This window comes from Afipia dichlorophenoxyacetatis, assembly GCF_055386385.1.
Genome location: NZ_AP029250.1, coordinates 4,488,782 through 4,504,612, shown reverse-complemented (window position 1 = coordinate 4,504,612; position 15,831 = coordinate 4,488,782). Strand labels below are relative to the sequence as shown.

The window sequence follows — 15,831 nt, the reverse complement described above, 5'->3', positions numbered from 1 at the left end:
CCCTGCGCGGCAAAAAAATGTTGGGCTTGTCATGCAGCGACAGGAATGGTGAGTTTAGAAGTCTTCAAAATCGTCATTATGAACCTGGAGGGGTTTTCTGAATGAAGCGTATTATTCTTGCGGGCGTCGCCATTCTGGTCGGCATCGGTGCCGTTGCTGCTCAACAAGATCTTGTTAATCAGAGCAAGACGTTGATGAAGTCGAACGGCAAGAATCTAGGCGGCGTCCTCAGCCCGATGGTCAAAGGTGAGAAGCCTTATGATCAGGCGGCTGTCACTGCAGCGCTTGCGCAGCTTGATGACACCGCGAAGAAGCTGCCGACGCTTTATCCAGACAGCGTCAAGGGTGCCAAGGCGGAGGGCGATTACAGCCCATCGCCGAAAATCTGGGAAAGCAAGAGCGACTTCGAGGCCAAGATCGCAGGCTTCGCAAAGGCTGTGACCGAGGCGAAGGCGCAGGTAAAGGACCTTGATACGCTGAAGGCGAACCTGGGGACCATCGGCAAGGCATGCTCGGCCTGCCATGAAACATACCGCGTGAAGAACAGCTGATCCTCAACGGTATCGTAGAACGGAAGGGGCGAGGGCCGTTGGTCCTCGCCCCTTCCTGTTTGTATCCGAAAGCCCTCTGGTTGTTGGGCTATTTCGTGACCTGTCCGCGAATTTCGCCGGCCGGGTGCGCCGCAGTGTGGACGTTGACGTAGTATTTGCCTGCCATGAAGTCAGCGGCCTGCGCGTCCGTCAGGATAGCGCTGCCTTCGGCGCCGCTGGAGGCATCCTTGAACGGCACCACCACAGGTGCGTTCTTGCCGGCTTCTGCCGGGCCGTGGAAGTGTGCCATAGTCGCCGGACCGGTGAGGCCTGAATAGGTCACCTTCCAGTTCAGCGCCTTGGTGCTGGTATCGAAATTGACATCGGCGGTGCCCTTGCCTGGGCTGGTGTTGGCAGGCACCTCCGCAGCGCTTGTAAGGTCGACCTTCATGGTCATTTTTTCTGCCTGTGCCGCGCCGCCGACTGTCACAAATGTGCTGAATACGGCGGCCGTGATTGCAAAAGCTTTACTGTTCATGGTTTTCTCCCCTGACTAAATTACCGATATGATTTGAACACTGAGTGCAGCTTTTTAGTTCCTGTTTTGATTCTCGATTCCGTGGGGGCGCTTATGTGGCGGAAGCTATCTGTGCTTGTGATCGCCGCTGTTATTGCCAGCCTTGGGGCGTTCTGGTTCATCACCGTTCCCGCTGTGATTTCGGCAGAAGCCTTGCCGGCCTACACGCCGAACGTCGCCAACGGAGAGGCCGTCTTTAACGCCGGCGGCTGTGCGTCCTGCCATGGGGTTGCGGGCGAGCCGCGGACGATGCTGGGCGGAGGTTTTGCCCTTCGCTCGCCGTTCGGTACGTTTTACGTGCCGAACATCTCACCTCACAAAACGAACGGCATCGGCAACTGGACCGAGGCAAATTTCGTCACCGCTATGACCAAGGGCACGTCGCCTGGCGGGGAGCATTATTTCCCGGCGTTTCCTTATGGCTCCTATACCCATGCGAGCCTGCAGGACATTCGCGACTTGTTTGCCTACATCAAGACTCTGCCGCCGTTGTCAGGAAGGCCACGTCCTCACGAAATCCAATTTCCCTTCAACATTCGGCGTCTGGTTGGCGGCTGGAAATTCCTGTTCTTGGACGACAAACCGTTCACGCCGGACCCGAAGCAGTCGGCGGAATGGAATCGCGGAGCCTATCTCGTGAATGCGCTTGGCCATTGCGCCGAGTGTCACAGCCCACGCAATTTCCTCGGCGGCATCGTATCGTCGCAGCGGTTTGCCGGGGGGCCGAATCCAGAAGGCAAGGGATGGGTCCCGAACATCACCCAGAAGGGCCTTAAGGACTGGTCTGACAAGGACATCGCATATTTCCTGAAGACCGGCGAGCTGCCGGATGGTGATACCGCCGGCGGGCTGATGGTGCCGGTGATCAAGAACACCTCCCAGCTGAGCGACGCTGATCGTGCCGCCATAGCGACCTATCTCAAGTCTTTGCCGCCGGTGGATGGTCCGCCGCGTCCTCCTAAAAAGACCTCATAGCAGATCCTACGCAAAGGCTTCCTGAGAGCTCCTGTTCAATCGGAAGCTGTCAGAACGCCTTGAAGGTGATGATGGTGTAGGTGTCCTGAATGCCGGGAATCACTTGGACCTTTTCATTGACGAAATGGCCGATATCTGTGCCGCTCTCGACGTAGAATTTCACCAGCAGATCGTAATCGCCTGCGGTGGAATAGATCTCTGAGGCGATCTCGGCTTCCGCGAGGGCATTCGCAACGGCGTAGGACTGGCCCAGTTTGCATTTGATCTGAACGAAGAAGGGGACCATCGCTACTCTCCTGAAATGCCAATTTTGAGCTCCATAGAGCCTAAAATCACCAGCGGTGGCAAGTCGGCTTGCTGGCCATGATGGCACGGGTTAGACCTTGAAAACTTGAACAGACGGATCACAGGTCTGCGATTGTGTTGGGAACGTTATGAGCAAACCGATTGCGCTCACCATTGCTGGCTCAGACTCGAGTGGCGGCGCCGGCATTCAGGCCGATCTGAAGACGTTCGCGGCGCTCGGCGTTTACGGTGCTTCGGCGATCACGGCATTGACGGCGCAGAACACCAATGGCGTGACGGGCATCCATGATGTGCCGGCAGATTTCGTCACCGCGCAGATCGATGCAGTGTTCAGCGATCTCGATGTGAAAGCGGTGAAGATCGGAATGGTCTCGCGACGTGAGGTGATTGACGCGATCGCCTCAGGCCTCGATCGTTGGTCGCCGAGGTCTGTCGTGCTCGATCCGGTGATGGTGGCGACTTCGGGCGATCGGCTGTTGTCAGCCGACGCCATTGATGCGGTGCGTAGGCAGCTGTTTCCGCGCGCGACCATTATCACGCCGAACCTGCCGGAAGCGGCGGCCCTGCTCGACGAGACTATCGCGACAACCGAGGCTGACATCGAGCGTCAGGGCAAGGCGTTGCTGGCTTTGGGATGTGCGGCTGTTCTTGTGAAAGGCGGTCACGGCGAAGGCCCGGAGAGCGTCGATTATCTGGTCAGCGGTAACGGTATCGTCCGGTTGGCAGCAACCCGCATCGCCACGAAGAATACTCACGGCACGGGCTGCTCCCTATCGTCGGCCATCGCGGCGGGGTTGGCCAAAGGGGAGGGTCTGGAAAGCGCGGTGCACCGGGCCAAGGCCTATATCAGTGCAGCCATTGCCAGGGCTGACGAGCTTGGGGTTGGCCACGGTCATGGGCCGATCTATCATTTCCACGCCTTCGAGACCTAGTGCGCTGGATTTGATGTCTAGGATGACAGGCGTGCGGCTCATTGTCGCCTGTTTGTCGCACTCTGCTGTTAATCGCGAATAAGCAGCTGAAACCGTCTGATTCCGGTCAGACTTGCTTATTGGAACGAAGATGACGTCCAAGGATCTCGACAAGTCCATCGTTGAAACCGCCTACGCGCGCTGGGCGCCGATTTACGATGCGGTCTGCGGACCGGTGATGGTGAAGGGGCGCCGCGCCGCGGCAGCTGCGGCGCGCGCCGTCGGCGGGAAAATCCTGGAAGTCGGAGTCGGAACCGGACTGTCGTTCGACGATTACGACAATCGTACGGAAATCACCGGCATCGACATGAGCGCTCCGATGCTGGAGAAGGCTCGGCAAAAAATGACGAGCGGTAAGTATCCTTACGTCAAGGCCGTCCACCAGATGGACGCCCATAACATGACTTTCGAGGACGCCACCTTCGACTGCGTCGTGGCTCAGTTCGTCATTACGCTGGTCGCCAATCCCGAGCGCGTCCTGTCCGAATGCCACCGCGTGGTGAAGCCGGGCGGCCGCATCATCCTCGTTAACCATCTCTATTCGGAAGTCGGTGTGGCGGCAGCCGTTGAGCGCTGGGCCGCGCAGAAGACCCGTGCGCTGGGGCTGCGTCCGGAATTTCCGTTCTCTCGGCTGCAGGCTTGGGCGCAATCTAACGACAATACTACCCTGGTAGAACGGCGCAAAGTTGCCCCGTTCGGCATCTACACGCTGGTTTGTTTCGAGCGTACCGCCAGCTCACAGGCAGCCTGACGTTTCATCACGCTGTCATACGATTTTGGTAAGGGGCGCCTTATGGAACGACAGACGCTGAGCGACAGCAGTCCGGAACGACGCTTTCGCACCCTGTTTATCTCCGATGTTCATCTCGGAGCCCGTGGTTCGCAGTGCGACCGCCTTCTCGATTTTCTCCGCGTCCACGATGCCGATACGATTTACCTCGTTGGCGACATCATCGACGGTTGGGCGTTAAAGTCCAACTGGCACTGGCCGCAATCCCATAACGACTTCGTGCAGAAGATGCTTCGCCGCGTTCGAAAGGGCGCGCGTGTCCTCTACATTCCTGGGAACCACGACGAGTTTCTGCGCTCCTATTACGGAACGCATTTCGGCGGTGTTGAAGTCGTCGAGCAGGCCATTCACGAAGGCGCCGACGGCAAGCGCTACCTCGTCATTCATGGCGACATCTTCGATCTCGTCGTGCAGAACGCGCGCTGGCTCGCACATCTCGGCGACAAGGCCTACGACTTTGCGATCCAGATGAACCGTCTGGTCAATGCGTTCCGCAAGCTCTTTGGTGTGCCGTATTGGTCGCTCTCGCAGTGGGCGAAGCTAAAGGTGAAGAACGCCGTCAACTACATCGGCGCCTTTGAGCAGACGCTGGCGGGCGAAGCCAAGCGCCACGGTGCAGACGGCGTGATCTGCGGCCACATTCACTACGCAACGATCCGCGACGAAAACGGTATTCGTTACATGAATTGCGGCGACTGGGTTGAAAGCTGCACGGCGCTGGTCGAGCATGAGGATGGCCGTTTCGAAATCCTGACGTGGACCGGTCCGCTGCAACAATCACAGCCGGTCGCACGTGTGACGACAGCGCAGGCCGCGTGATGCGCATCCTCGTCGCAACAGACGCGTGGCACCCGCAGGTCAACGGCGTGGTGCGGACGTTGACGATGATGGCGGAAGCCGCCGCATCAATGGGTGTGGATGTCAGCTTCCTCACGCCGCAATCGTTTCGCACCGTGGCGTTGCCGAGCTATCCCGATTTGCGTCTCGCTATTCCGGCCCCGGGCAAGATCGCCCAGCTGATCAAGGAAGCGCGGCCGGATTACATCCACATCGCGACCGAAGGTCCGATCGGAATCCTGGTGCGGCGTTATTGCCTGAAGCGGAAAATCCCGTTCACCACCAGCTTTCACACCCGCTTTCCGGAATACGTCTCCGCGCGGTTTCCGATTCCGGAATCGTGGGTATGGGCGAGTTTGCGTTATTTCCACGGTGCCAGTCACGCGGTGATGGCGGCGACCCCGGCGCTGGGGCAGGAGCTTCGCAGCCGTGGCTTCCGCAATGTCGTGTTGTGGCCGCGCGGCGTCGATGCGAAGCAGTTTCGTCCCATGCCGTTCGATCTTGGATTGCCACGTCCGGTGTTCCTGTCGGTCGGCCGTGTCGCGGTCGAAAAGAATCTCGAGGCGTTTCTTGAGCTTGATCTTCCCGGCACCAAGGTCGTGGTCGGTGACGGCCCGGCACGCGCTGAACTCGAGCAAAAATATCCGAACGCAGTGTTCCTCGGCGCAATGCAGGGCGAGAAGCTTGCGAATGCTTATGCTGCAGCTGATGTGTTTGTGTTTCCGAGCAAGACCGATACTTTCGGCCTCGTGCTGCTGGAAGCATTGGCTAGCGGCGTGCCGGTAGCAGCGCTTCCCGTATCCGGCCCACTTGATGTGATCGGCGATGCACCGGTCGGGGTGCTGAACAACGATTTGAAGGCGGCTTGCCTTCAGGCACTGACGCTTTCGCGCGAGGGCTGCCGTGAATTTGCCCTGAAGCAGACTTGGGAAGTTTGCGCACGGGCTTTTATCGACAATGTGAATCAGTTGCGATCATCGGATGCAGCAACTGACAACTCCCGCGGGATGCCGGAAGCCGTTCGCTCGGCGGCTTGAGGGCCTTTGAGATGGGGTCCAAGCCTTGCGTGAATATCGCAGGGCAGGATAAAACTCACCTATGACCGAGTCTTCTCTCCCGACAATCGCTGAGGTCGATGCCGCCGCTCGTGTTCTCGCACCTGTCGCGGTGCGAACGCGTCTGATTTCATCTCCTGCATTGGACGCCGTCACGGGCGCGCGCGTCTTCCTGAAGCCGGAAGTGTTGCAGCGAACCGGGTCTTTCAAATTCCGCGGTGCTTACAACAAGCTGGCATCGGTGCCAGAAGCGTCTCGCAAGGCGGGCGTTGTCGCGTTTTCGTCGGGAAACCATGCGCAGGGCGTCGCTGCCGCGGCGCAGATCCTCAAGATGCCAGCGACGATTGTCATGCCGTCCGATGCTCCGGTCTCCAAGATCGAACGCACCAAGGGCTATGGCGCGGAAGTCGTGCTCTACGATCGCGACAAGGAAGATCGTGATCAGATCGCCCGCGGCATCGCGACCAAGCGCGGAGCCACACTCGTTCCGCCGTTCGATGATCCATGGGTCATCGCAGGCCAGGGGACGGTTGGCCGTGAAATCGCCGAAGACCTCGCCGCGCTCGGCATCGTGCCTGATATCGTCTCCGCGCCTGCGTCGGGCGGAGGATTGATGGCCGGCATTGGGCTTGCGACCAAGGCGAAGTTCGCCGATGTCCAGTTGATCACATCCGAGCCAGCAGGCTTTGACGATCACGCGCGCTCGTTGAGTGCCGGGCATCGTGAGCCTCATCGCGCCGAAGGCCGCACCATCTGCGACGCGCTGATGGCGTCGATCCCCGGCGAATTGACATTCGCGATCAACCACAAGCTCGGCGCACGCGGCGTGACGGCGACTGATGATGAAGTTGGCAAAGCAATCGCCTTTGCTTTCCGCGAGTTGAAGCTGGTGGTCGAGCCGGGTGGGGCGGTTGCTCTTGCGGCGCTGCTCGCAGGTCGGATGGAGGCCAAAGGCAAGGCTGTTGTGATTGTTCTGTCAGGCGGCAATATCGATGCCGACCTGTATGCGCGACTGATCCAGCAGAATCCTTAAAGATTGTTGGCTCAGCGTCCAGCCAAAACTCTTGGTCCTAGAATTTCGGTTCTGATGCAATCAGAACCGAAATTCTAGATCTTGTTTTGACGCGTTTTCTTTACGCGAACCGGTACCCACTTCGCTCGAAAACGCTTTAGCTAAAGAACGCGATCCGCTCGGCGTGGCTCATGCGGCGGATGGCTGCCAGTGGGTCGTTGCGCGGGGTCTCAGGCTTCGCCACGATGCCGCTCGCGATCAGGCTCGCTCCCAGCGAGACTGGCGGTGTGATCGCATCCGGGGTCGGTGCTTCCGCGAGGCTCATCATATGGTCTGCTGCAAAAACAGTCGCCGTTTCGACCGCGACGGGCATGACCATGTCTACGGTGGAATAAGAACTCTGTGCGACGGCGTCGCCAATCATGATGTCGGGTAACGGGGTCTTCGTCGGTGCGGGTGGCACTTCATCGGGCGCCATGCTTGGCGCGTCTTCAGAAGGCGTCGCGGATGCCAAATCCGAGATCGCGCTTTGCTCTGCCTCTGACACGGCAGCTTCAGACATATCGTTGATCACGACCGGCTCTGCCGGCTGCTCCACGATCTGAGGCGCATCTTCCGATGGGAGATCATCCTGCGCGATAGTGGTCATCGCCTCGGACGCTGTGGCTTGATCGAGAGCCTCGTCGGAGCCGGTCTCTTCGATGGCGATATCTGCCATCTCTTCGAGGGATTCCACGACCTGCGGCACAACACTGATCTCACCAGTGGCGACCACGGGCGCGATGGATGGTTGCAGGCTTTGCTCCAGCTCGGAAGCCGCACTTTCGGGTTTTGGTGCTGATTGCTGGATCGCTTCCTCTGCCGCTGCTGTCTCAACCGTTATGTCGGCTGGCGTCTCGATCGCAGCAGATGACTCCATGACGTCATCGGAAGTCGTGTCCTGTACCGCTACACCGGCTTCAGCCTCGCTGCTTGTCTGTCCTGCGGACTCCGCAGTGAGATCGAAGAGGCTTTCGTCCAGCGCAATGCCGTCGCTGGTCTCTAAGTTTATCTCTTCTGGGGTCACATCTTCCGAAGCAACGGCTTCGAAAGGCGTGTGTTCAGAGGCCGTCGGCTTCAGGGTCGCGAAGTCGGCAGTGTCCACCGCCTCGGGTGCAGGCGTCGTATCTTCCTGTGGATCCGTCTGCGCGGCCATGCCTGGCTGCGCGGCCTGCGTCACGGCCTCCATTGTCTCAACGGGGACCATATCCTGTGCCGAAGCGAAATGCGTGTCGGCTGCCATGTCCATCGGCGGATCTGCCGATGATGCGCCCTCCGGCAACGAGGTCTCTACCGCTGTACCAAATGAGATGGCGTTGTTGTCGTTTGAAACGTGAGCCGAAAGGTTGCTTGAAGCGCTCTGCGCCTCATCGACGGTCTCATTCGCGGTGTTTCGCGTTTCGTCGGCGACGGTCGCAGCATCCGGCTGCGGGATCTCAGCGACTTCTTCTCCGGATAGACCGAGCTGATGGATCTGGACCACCGCGCGATCGAAGGCTTCAAGGACCTGATCGCGGAAGCCGCTCGTCGGGATATGGTCGCAGGCGGTGTTGATGGCCTCGACCTGCGAGTCCAGCAACGAGCAGATGCGGCCGTCCGCCCCGGACTCGCGCAGGCCCCAGGCGATTTCACGAATCACGCGGGCGCATTTACGTGTCGGGGCCAGTGCCTCATCCATCGAAGGACCGGACAGCGCCGCTGCCGCGCTGTCCCGAGCGGCGCCGATGATGGTTTTGATCGCAGCCAATGTTTCGGTCAGATCGGGGACTGGCGGCGCCTGCGGTTCTTCGGCCCTCAATTCCTTCTGGGCTGCCAGTGTCCGTTCGATGCGCGCGACGGCATCGAGCACCAGCGCAGTGTCCGCGTTACGATTGCGCTTGGTATATTCTTCCAGAAACCAGCGGCCGCGCGCGGTCTCGACGAAGGCCTCGCGAATGGCTTCGAAGTCGGCCTCGGTCGGCGAGGTGGCACGAGCGGAGATCGGCGACAGGGCAAAAGCGGTATTGGACATGCGAACCCGGAATTGAGCAGGAGAAGTCGGAGTAACCTCCGTACGCAAAACCGGTGTCCATACACCGCGGACACGCGTAGATACGATCAGCACGAACAGCAACGAATCGCAACTACGTTGAGCACCAGCGAATCACAAAAGCACCCGGCCGGGCAATCCGTCGCGCGTCGATTTGCGATCGGGACCAGCCTGTTTTACGCCTCGACGTTGGGCGTGGTCGGAACATATCTGCCGTTTTTTCCGGTCTGGCTGAAGGCCATCGGCGTCGATGCTTCATGGATCGGCATCATCACGGCGGTGCCGTCGTTTTCCCGCTTCACGATTCTGCCGTTTGTGACAGCATTCGCCGAGCGTCGGCAAATTCTGCGCCAGACCATGATGGTGATGGCTTTTGTGACGGCGCTCGGATTTTCCGTGGTCGGCACGCTGCACCATCCGCTCGCAATTCTGATCGTGTTCTCATTGACCGCTTGTACATGGACGCCACTCGGTCCGCTGACCGATGGTTATGCGCTGAAGGGCGTCGCACATTATGGTCTCGACTACGGCCCGATGCGGTTGTGGGGATCGGCCGCGTTCATTGTCGGCGCGATAGCGTGCGGATCTTTGGTCGATATCCTGGATTCAAAGAACTTGGTTTGGACCATTGTCGCGGTCGCATTTCTGAGTGCAGCCGTCAGCCTCGGTCTCATGCCACTGGATACGGGAACAAGAGGCACGACATCGCTGACGCGCGCCAGCGGATTGCTACGCAAGCCGCTATTTCTGTCGGTCATCGGCGCATCGGCACTGATCCAGGCAAGCCATGCGGCTTATTACATCTTCGCCTCGATCACGTGGCAGAATGCGGGTTTCGGCGGACTGACCATCGCAGGGCTCTGGTCACTGGGCGTGCTGGCTGAAATCGTGATCTTCGCCATCTCGCCGCGCTTCACCGTGTCGCCGGTGATTCTCATCATCATTGGCGCCGTCAGTGGGGTGGTGCGCTGGGTTGTCACCGCACAAGACCCGCGCATCGAGGTGCTCACAGCTGTGCAATTGCTGCACGGGCTGACATTCGGCATCACGCAGGTCGGCACCGTCGCGCTGCTCGTGCGCAGTGTGCCGCATCATCTGTTGGCGAGTGCACAAGGTTATCTCGTGGCCACCATTGGTGCGGTTAATTCGCTGGCGATGGTATTATCCGGTCTGATCTATGCGCGCGTTGGCGAGGGTGTTTATTACGTCATGGCGCTGATGGCGCTTGCCGGTGGAGTGGTCATGGCGGTGGTGCGCACGCGCCTCGATGCGCAGCCATCGCTGACGGATTAGCGTTTAGCTTCTTTTTTTTTGACGCGTTTTCTTCACGCGAACCGGTAGCCACTTCGCTTGAAAACGCTATCCCCACAACCCAGCATCAGGCGGATACACCGTGCTGCCGTCGTAACGCAGGCCGTTGTCGCGATCCTTGGTCAGCAGCAGCGGGCCGTCGAGATCGACCACCCGTGCACGCTGTGCGACCACCAGGGCGGGGGCCATCGCCAATGATGTCGCCACCATGCACCCGACCATCAGGTCGAAGCCGAGCGCTTTGGCTGCATCGGCCATGGCCAAGGCTTCGGTCAGTCCTCCGGTCTTGTCGAGCTTGATGTTGATGGCGTCGTAGCGTTCGCGCAGGTCTTCCAGTGAAGCGCGATCATGCACGCTTTCATCGGCACAGACCGCAACCGGCCTTGTGATCCGCGCCAGCGCCTGATCGTGTCCCGCGGGGAGGGGCTGTTCGATCATGGTCACGCCAGCCTCGGCGCAGGCCCCAAGGTGGCGTTCAAGGTCGGCCTCGGTCCAGGCTTCGTTGGCGTCGATGATCAGCTCGGAATTCGGGGCGGCTTGCCGGACGGCGGCGATGCGCGCCTCGTCACCATCGCCACCCAGCTTGATCTTGAGCAGGGGCCGGTGCGCGGCCTTTGCGGTTGCTTCGGCCATGGCCTGCGGCGTGCCCAGCGAAATGGTGTAGGCGGTGGTGAGCGGACGGGGCTCCGGGTGCCCGACGAGGTCCCAGACGCGTTGCCCTGCAGTCTTGGCCTCCAGGTCCCAGAGGGCGCAGTCCAGAGCGTTACGGGCCGCGCCAGCAGGCATGTGCCGCTGAAGCGTCTGCCGCTCCATACCGCCTTCTATGGCTGCTTGCATGGCCTGGATGGCCGCCAGTGTTCCCTCCGGCGTTTCGCCGTAGCGGGCATAGGGAACGCATTCGCCGCGTCCGGTGTGGCCGGCACGACTTACCTCCGCCACAATCACGATAGCTTCTGTTTTGGCTCCCCGGCTGATGGTGAAGCCGCCGGCAATGGGCCAGCGCTCGATGTGGGCGTGAAGCTTCAAGGGCACAGCTATCATTGAAATTGAGGCGATTCGTGACAGGCGGGTTGCTTGGATGAGCTAATTATGGCTCTTAAGAGCTTCCCCGTACAGATTGTTAGCATCGTGCTAGGTCGTCCGATCGACCGGACACACGAATCGATGCAGGAGCTGGCTTTTGAACGGCAATCCCACATTGGAACAGGCGACCGTTGGGGCGAACCTGGCGCTGCGCGCGACCGGCCAGTGGACCGTCCATCATGCGCCGGTCCTGGAGAAGATCGTCGAGCGGACTGAAAAGCTCAAAGGCCGTCCACCCGGTGTTGTTATCGATGTCTCGCAGGTATCGCGGCTCGATACGTTTGGCGCGTGGCTGATCGAGCGCATGCGCCGCAGTCTCACTCAGGGCGGCGTCGAGCCCGAGATCGCGGGGCTCTCAGAGAACTACGCGAGCCTTGTGGACGAAGTGCGTCAGGTGAAGGCAGGCGTCGTTCGGCCGCGCGAACGGCGTGGCCCCTTCGCCATGCTGGACGCCATCGGCCGCAGCGTCGCCGAACTGGGCAGCACGCTGGTCGCGCTGCTCAGCATGCTGGGCGCGATCCTTGCCGCCAGCTTCCGCGTCCTTCTGCATCCGACGAGCTTTCGCTTTACTTCTCTGATCCATCACATCGAGCAGGTGTGTTGGCGCGCGGTGCCGATTGTGGTGCTGATCACCTTCTTGATCGGCTGCATCATCGCCCAGCAGGGCCTCTTCCATTTCCGCAAGTTCGGCGCAGACGTCTTCGTGGTCGATATGCTCGGCGTGCTCGTGCTCCGCGAGATCGGTGTGTTGCTGGTGGCGATCATGGTGGCCGGCCGTTCAGGCAGTGCCTTCACCGCGGAACTGGGCTCAATGCGAATGCGCGAGGAAGTGGATGCGCTGCGCACCATGGGCTTCGACCCGACGGAGGTTCTGATATTGCCGCGCATCATCGCGCTGGTGATCTCCTTGCCGATCCTTGCCTTCCTCGGCGGCATGGCCGCGCTGTATGGCGGCGGTCTTGTGGCCTGGGCCTACGGTGGCGTGCAGCCGGAATCGTTCCTCGCGCGCCTCAAGGAAGCGATCTCCATCAGTCACTTCGCTGTCGGCATGATCAAGGCACCGTTCATGGCTTTGGTGATCGGTATCGTCGCCTGCGTTGAAGGCGCGGCGGTGAGAGGCAGCGCTGAATCGCTTGGTCAACACACCACGGCGTCGGTGGTGAAATCGATCTTCTTCGTCATCGTCATGGACGGTGTGTTCGCGATCTTTTTCGCGGCGATCAATATTTAGGGCGGGCGATGGCGGAATATTCGGACGATGCGATCATCCGGGTGAGGGACCTCACCGTCAGGCTGAACAACAATCTGATCCTCGACCATCTCGATCTCGACGTTCGTCGCGGCGAAATCCTCGGCTTCGTCGGTGCATCAGGCGCAGGTAAGTCGGTACTGACGCGCACCATCATTGGCCTGATCCCGAAGGTCAGCGGACGCGTTGAGGTGTTCGGCGTCGACATGGACGCAGCCAACGAAGATCAGCGTCGCGCAGTGGAGCGGCGATGGGGTGTGTTGTTTCAGCACGGCGCGCTGTTCTCGTCGTTAAACGTGCGCCAGAACATCCAGTTTCCGGTCCGCGAATTCATGAAGGTGTCCGAGCGGCTGCTGGACGAGATCGCCATCGCCAAGCTCGCGATGGTGGGCCTCAAGCCTGAAGTGGCCGAGCGCTTTCCGTCGGAACTCTCAGGCGGCATGATCAAGCGTGTGGCTATGGCGCGTGCACTCGCCTTGGATCCCGAGATCGTGTTTCTCGATGAACCAACGTCGGGTCTTGATCCGATCAGCGCTGGTGAGTTCGATCAGCTCGTGATGACTCTGCAGCGCACTTTGGGACTGACCGTTTTTATGGTAACGCATGACCTCGACAGCCTTAAAACAGCCTGTAATCGCATCGCAGTGTTGGGCGATCGCAAGGTTCTTTTAGTCGGCACCATGGACGATATGCTGGCCTCGCAGCACCCTTGGCTGCGGGCCTATTTTCATGGCAAGCGCGCCCGTGCCGTAGTTGCGTAGGATTTGGAGTTAAATTGATGGAAACGAAGGCGAATTTCGTCCTGATCGGGGCGTTTACGTTGGCTGTGGTCGCAGCCGCGTTCGGCTTCGTTTTCTGGTTCCAGAACCTTGGCGCCGCGGCCCAGCGCACGCCGCTGCGCATCGTTTTCGAGGGCGCCGCCTCAGGTCTGCGGACCGGCGGCAACGTCAACTTCAACGGCATCAAGATCGGTGAGGTGACATCGATCAAGCTTGATGACCCGAAGCGGGTGGTTGTGATCACCAACGTCGACAAGTCCGCCCCGATCCGCAAGGACTCGCTGGTCGGCCTTGAGTTCGCAGGTCTCACGGGCGTGTCGTCCATATCGCTAAAGGGCGGTTCGGTTGAGGCGGGCGGTGTGCCAGTGGCCGACGACGGTGTGCCGACGCTGATGGCTGATCCGAATGCGATCCAGGATATCGGTGAAGCGGTGCGCGCGACGCTGCAGAACGTCAACAAGCTGGTGACCGACAACCAGGAAGCTTTGCGCGTCAGCATGGGCAACCTTGAAGCTTTCTCAAAGAGCCTTGCCAGCAATTCAGCACGTATCGATAGCATCATGGCCGGCGTTGACGCGCTGATGGGTGGCAAGGATGGCAAGGAGGGTGAGCTGCAGCTCGCCGCCAAGTCCTTCCGCGACCTTGCCGAAAATCTCGACAAGCGTTCCGCTGGTTTGATCAGCGACGGCCGGGTTTTGATCGGCGACAGCCGCCGCACGCTGGCTGATATCAGCCGTGCGATAAACAACTTCGACCGCAATCCGACCCGCGTGCTGTTCGGGTCGAGCAACAACGATCAGCGTCCGCCGAATCCGGCTGACGCCAACGCGCGACGGCGATAAGTTCCCCGATAGCGTTTGGCCGCGGCCTTGTGCTGTCGGCCCGATCTGCTGCAGTTGAACGCCTATAACTCTGAGAGTTTCGGCGCAGCGTGTCGCGCCACTTTGATGCTTAAAAGCAACTCCATCTCGTTTTGAGACGTCAGCTTTGCGGATTCCTATCGCGAATGTTGCGGCGGGGAGCGCTGCCGCCTATGCTTCGAGTCTGAAGAACATCCGAAATTACCGCCGGATGGGGAGGGGTCTTAAGTCAGTCTTCCAGTGCAAGTGTCTTTGAAGAATTCGCTCTGAGCTTGGGGAGTTTCTGCAATGACCGTCATTCAACCTGCGATCCGCAGGATCGCACTATGCACGTCGACTGCTGCCGCTCTCGCATTATGTCCTGACTCTTCACGAGCTGACGAAAACGGAATCTCTTTCTGGGTCCCGGGCCTGTACGGAAGTCTGGCGGCTGCGCCGATGGTGCCGGGGTGGTCCATGGGAACCGTTTATTATCACACCAGTGTGGACGCTTCGGGAGCCACTGCGGCTGCGCGGCAGGTTCAGCTCGGACAGGTGAGCAGAACGGCCAACATCAATCTGGACCTCACTGTGAGTGGCCGTGGCGATCTCGTCTTCATGTCGCCGACCTATACCTTCGCAACGCCGGTGCTCGGTGGTCAGTTCTCGGCCGGTCTGAGCGGCGTCTTCGGTCAGGCACCGACAAGCCTTGCCGGTACCTTGACGACTTCCATTGGTCCATTCACCGCGACGCGAAGCGGCATTCTCAGCGATAACACGACCTCGGTCGGCGACCTTTATCCAACGCTATCGCTGCGCTGGCACGATGGCGTCAATAACTACATGGTCTATGGCACCGGCGATATTCCGGTCGGGTCCTATGACTCCATGCGTCTCTCCAACATCGGTATCGGTCACGGCGCAATCGATTTCGGGGCCGGCTACACTTATCTCAATCCGACGACCGGCATCGAGTTCTCGGGCGTTGCCGGCTTCACCTACAATTTCAAGAACCCTTCAACGCAATATCAAAACGGTGTCGACTTTCATTTCGACTGGGGGGCGTCGCACTTCTTCTCCAAGCAGCTCTTTGCTGGTTTGGTCGGCTATGCGTATCAGCAGGTTACCGATGATACCGGCGGGAACCCTCAGTTCGGCGGGTTCAAGTCACGTGTTTTCGGCTTGGGCCCTCAGATTGGATACCTTTTCCCGGTGGGGGATATGCAGGGCTATGTGAACCTCAAGGGCTACGGTGAGTTCGATGCTGCCAATCGTCCCTCGGGGTGGAACGTCTGGCTAACCTTTGCGATTTCGCCAGAGGCACCCAAGTCAACTGTTACCCCGACGAAACATCTGGTTTCGAAATAGAGCATGAGTGTCTGCGCGGTCGCGGCTTGCGGGCGTGGCGGTGCATTTGCATGAGCGTCGATCAGCCGGAAGTGTAACAGT

At 59.7% G+C, this 15,831-nt stretch carries 16 protein-coding genes; 12 read left to right on the top strand and 4 right to left on the bottom strand.

The features are described 5' to 3' along the window. Nucleotides 1–101: 101 nt before the first annotated feature. On the top strand, nucleotides 102–551 hold the full coding sequence (locus tag ACZ5C3_RS21110) for a c-type cytochrome (protein WP_464032735.1): 450 nt from the start codon (nucleotides 102–104) through the stop codon (nucleotides 549–551). An 88-nt stretch (nucleotides 552–639) separates the two neighbouring features. Here ACZ5C3_RS21110 and ACZ5C3_RS21105 read toward each other — a convergent pair whose 3' ends face one another. Then, nucleotides 640–1,068: a CHRD domain-containing protein gene (locus ACZ5C3_RS21105; protein ID WP_464032733.1), complete on the bottom strand. Its 429-nt coding sequence runs from the start codon at nucleotides 1,066–1,068 to the stop codon at nucleotides 640–642. 93 nt (nucleotides 1,069–1,161) lie between these two features. Between ACZ5C3_RS21105 and ACZ5C3_RS21100 the strand changes: the two genes are divergently transcribed. After that, entirely contained in the window at nucleotides 1,162–2,082 is a 921-nt protein-coding gene (locus tag ACZ5C3_RS21100) for a c-type cytochrome (RefSeq protein ID WP_464044250.1), read from the top strand. Nucleotides 2,083–2,131: 49 nt separating this feature from the next. Here ACZ5C3_RS21100 and ACZ5C3_RS21095 read toward each other — a convergent pair whose 3' ends face one another. Beyond that, a complete protein-coding gene (locus ACZ5C3_RS21095) occupies nucleotides 2,132–2,368 on the bottom strand; it encodes an Lrp/AsnC ligand binding domain-containing protein (protein WP_464032732.1) in 237 nt (78 codons plus the stop codon). A 148-nt stretch (nucleotides 2,369–2,516) separates the two neighbouring features. Between ACZ5C3_RS21095 and thiD the strand changes: the two genes are divergently transcribed. The 5 genes from thiD to ACZ5C3_RS21070 all read left to right on the top strand — a co-directional run bounded on the left by thiD (nucleotide 2,517) and on the right by ACZ5C3_RS21070 (nucleotide 7,074). Further along, nucleotides 2,517–3,320, top strand: a complete 804-nt coding sequence (thiD, locus tag ACZ5C3_RS21090; protein ID WP_464032730.1) for a bifunctional hydroxymethylpyrimidine kinase/phosphomethylpyrimidine kinase — start codon at nucleotides 2,517–2,519, stop codon at nucleotides 3,318–3,320. A 130-nt stretch (nucleotides 3,321–3,450) separates the two neighbouring features. After that, nucleotides 3,451–4,110, top strand: a complete 660-nt coding sequence (locus tag ACZ5C3_RS21085; protein WP_464032728.1) for a class I SAM-dependent methyltransferase — start codon at nucleotides 3,451–3,453, stop codon at nucleotides 4,108–4,110. Between the two features lie 42 nt (nucleotides 4,111–4,152). Then, entirely contained in the window at nucleotides 4,153–4,968 is an 816-nt protein-coding gene (locus tag ACZ5C3_RS21080) for a UDP-2,3-diacylglucosamine diphosphatase (RefSeq protein ID WP_464032726.1), read from the top strand. After that, nucleotides 4,968–6,023, top strand: a complete 1,056-nt coding sequence (locus tag ACZ5C3_RS21075; RefSeq protein WP_464032724.1) for a glycosyltransferase family 4 protein — start codon at nucleotides 4,968–4,970, stop codon at nucleotides 6,021–6,023. The genes ACZ5C3_RS21080 and ACZ5C3_RS21075 overlap by 1 nt, the downstream gene beginning before the upstream one ends. Before the next feature lie 61 nt (nucleotides 6,024–6,084). Next, nucleotides 6,085–7,074 carry a threonine ammonia-lyase gene (locus ACZ5C3_RS21070; protein ID WP_464032722.1) on the top strand — a complete coding sequence of 330 codons (990 nt, stop codon included), beginning with the start codon at nucleotides 6,085–6,087 and terminating at the stop codon, nucleotides 7,072–7,074. A 136-nt stretch (nucleotides 7,075–7,210) separates the two neighbouring features. Here the strand turns inward: ACZ5C3_RS21070 and ACZ5C3_RS21065 are convergent, their stop codons facing one another. After that, a complete protein-coding gene (locus ACZ5C3_RS21065) occupies nucleotides 7,211–9,103 on the bottom strand; it encodes a hypothetical protein (protein ID WP_464032720.1) in 1,893 nt (630 codons plus the stop codon). Nucleotides 9,104–9,220: 117 nt separating this feature from the next. Here ACZ5C3_RS21065 and ACZ5C3_RS21060 point away from each other — a divergent pair, with 117 nt between their 5' ends. Next, entirely contained in the window at nucleotides 9,221–10,414 is a 1,194-nt protein-coding gene (locus ACZ5C3_RS21060; protein ID WP_464032719.1) for an MFS transporter, read from the top strand. 66 nt (nucleotides 10,415–10,480) lie between these two features. Here the strand turns inward: ACZ5C3_RS21060 and dgcA are convergent, their stop codons facing one another. After that, nucleotides 10,481–11,473 carry an N-acetyl-D-Glu racemase DgcA gene (gene dgcA / locus ACZ5C3_RS21055; protein ID WP_464032718.1) on the bottom strand — a complete coding sequence of 331 codons (993 nt, stop codon included), beginning with the start codon at nucleotides 11,471–11,473 and terminating at the stop codon, nucleotides 10,481–10,483. A gap of 139 nt (nucleotides 11,474–11,612) precedes the next feature. Between dgcA and ACZ5C3_RS21050 the strand changes: the two genes are divergently transcribed. From ACZ5C3_RS21050 to ACZ5C3_RS21035, 4 genes are all read left to right on the top strand, one after another. Beyond that, on the top strand, nucleotides 11,613–12,746 hold the full coding sequence (locus ACZ5C3_RS21050; RefSeq protein WP_464032716.1) for an MlaE family lipid ABC transporter permease subunit: 1,134 nt from the start codon (nucleotides 11,613–11,615) through the stop codon (nucleotides 12,744–12,746). An 8-nt stretch (nucleotides 12,747–12,754) separates the two neighbouring features. Continuing rightward, the gene (locus ACZ5C3_RS21045) at nucleotides 12,755–13,525 is read left to right on the top strand and encodes an ABC transporter ATP-binding protein (RefSeq protein WP_464032714.1); all 771 of its coding nucleotides are present in this window, start codon (nucleotides 12,755–12,757) and stop codon (nucleotides 13,523–13,525) included. Nucleotides 13,526–13,542: 17 nt separating this feature from the next. Continuing rightward, on the top strand, nucleotides 13,543–14,385 hold the full coding sequence (locus ACZ5C3_RS21040; RefSeq protein ID WP_464032712.1) for an MlaD family protein: 843 nt from the start codon (nucleotides 13,543–13,545) through the stop codon (nucleotides 14,383–14,385). A gap of 474 nt (nucleotides 14,386–14,859) precedes the next feature. Further along, nucleotides 14,860–15,750: a SphA family protein gene (locus ACZ5C3_RS21035; RefSeq protein ID WP_464032710.1), complete on the top strand. Its 891-nt coding sequence runs from the start codon at nucleotides 14,860–14,862 to the stop codon at nucleotides 15,748–15,750. Nucleotides 15,751–15,831 lie beyond the last annotated feature (81 nt).

Bases quoted from the DNA above. Each gene is read 5' to 3' on its own strand.
- ACZ5C3_RS21085 (WP_464032728.1), top strand. From the start codon at position 3,451: ATGACGTCCAAGGATCTCGACAAGTCCATCGTTGAAACCGCCTACGCG.
- ACZ5C3_RS21075 (WP_464032724.1), top strand. From the start codon at position 4,968: ATGCGCATCCTCGTCGCAACAGACGCGTGGCACCCGCAGGTCAACGGC.
- ACZ5C3_RS21070 (WP_464032722.1), top strand. From the start codon at position 6,085: ATGACCGAGTCTTCTCTCCCGACAATCGCTGAGGTCGATGCCGCCGCT.
- ACZ5C3_RS21040 (WP_464032712.1), top strand. From the start codon at position 13,543: ATGGAAACGAAGGCGAATTTCGTCCTGATCGGGGCGTTTACGTTGGCT.
- ACZ5C3_RS21105 (WP_464032733.1), bottom strand. From the start codon at position 1,068: ATGAACAGTAAAGCTTTTGCAATCACGGCCGCCGTATTCAGCACATTT.
- ACZ5C3_RS21080 (WP_464032726.1), top strand. From the start codon at position 4,153: ATGGAACGACAGACGCTGAGCGACAGCAGTCCGGAACGACGCTTTCGC.
- thiD (WP_464032730.1), top strand. From the start codon at position 2,517: ATGAGCAAACCGATTGCGCTCACCATTGCTGGCTCAGACTCGAGTGGC.
- ACZ5C3_RS21065 (WP_464032720.1), bottom strand. From the start codon at position 9,103: ATGTCCAATACCGCTTTTGCCCTGTCGCCGATCTCCGCTCGTGCCACC.
- ACZ5C3_RS21095 (WP_464032732.1), bottom strand. From the start codon at position 2,368: ATGGTCCCCTTCTTCGTTCAGATCAAATGCAAACTGGGCCAGTCCTAC.
- ACZ5C3_RS21100 (WP_464044250.1), top strand. From the start codon at position 1,162: ATGTGGCGGAAGCTATCTGTGCTTGTGATCGCCGCTGTTATTGCCAGC.
- ACZ5C3_RS21110 (WP_464032735.1), top strand. From the start codon at position 102: ATGAAGCGTATTATTCTTGCGGGCGTCGCCATTCTGGTCGGCATCGGT.
- ACZ5C3_RS21035 (WP_464032710.1), top strand. From the start codon at position 14,860: ATGGGAACCGTTTATTATCACACCAGTGTGGACGCTTCGGGAGCCACT.
- dgcA (WP_464032718.1), bottom strand. From the start codon at position 11,473: ATGATAGCTGTGCCCTTGAAGCTTCACGCCCACATCGAGCGCTGGCCC.
- ACZ5C3_RS21045 (WP_464032714.1), top strand. From the start codon at position 12,755: ATGGCGGAATATTCGGACGATGCGATCATCCGGGTGAGGGACCTCACC.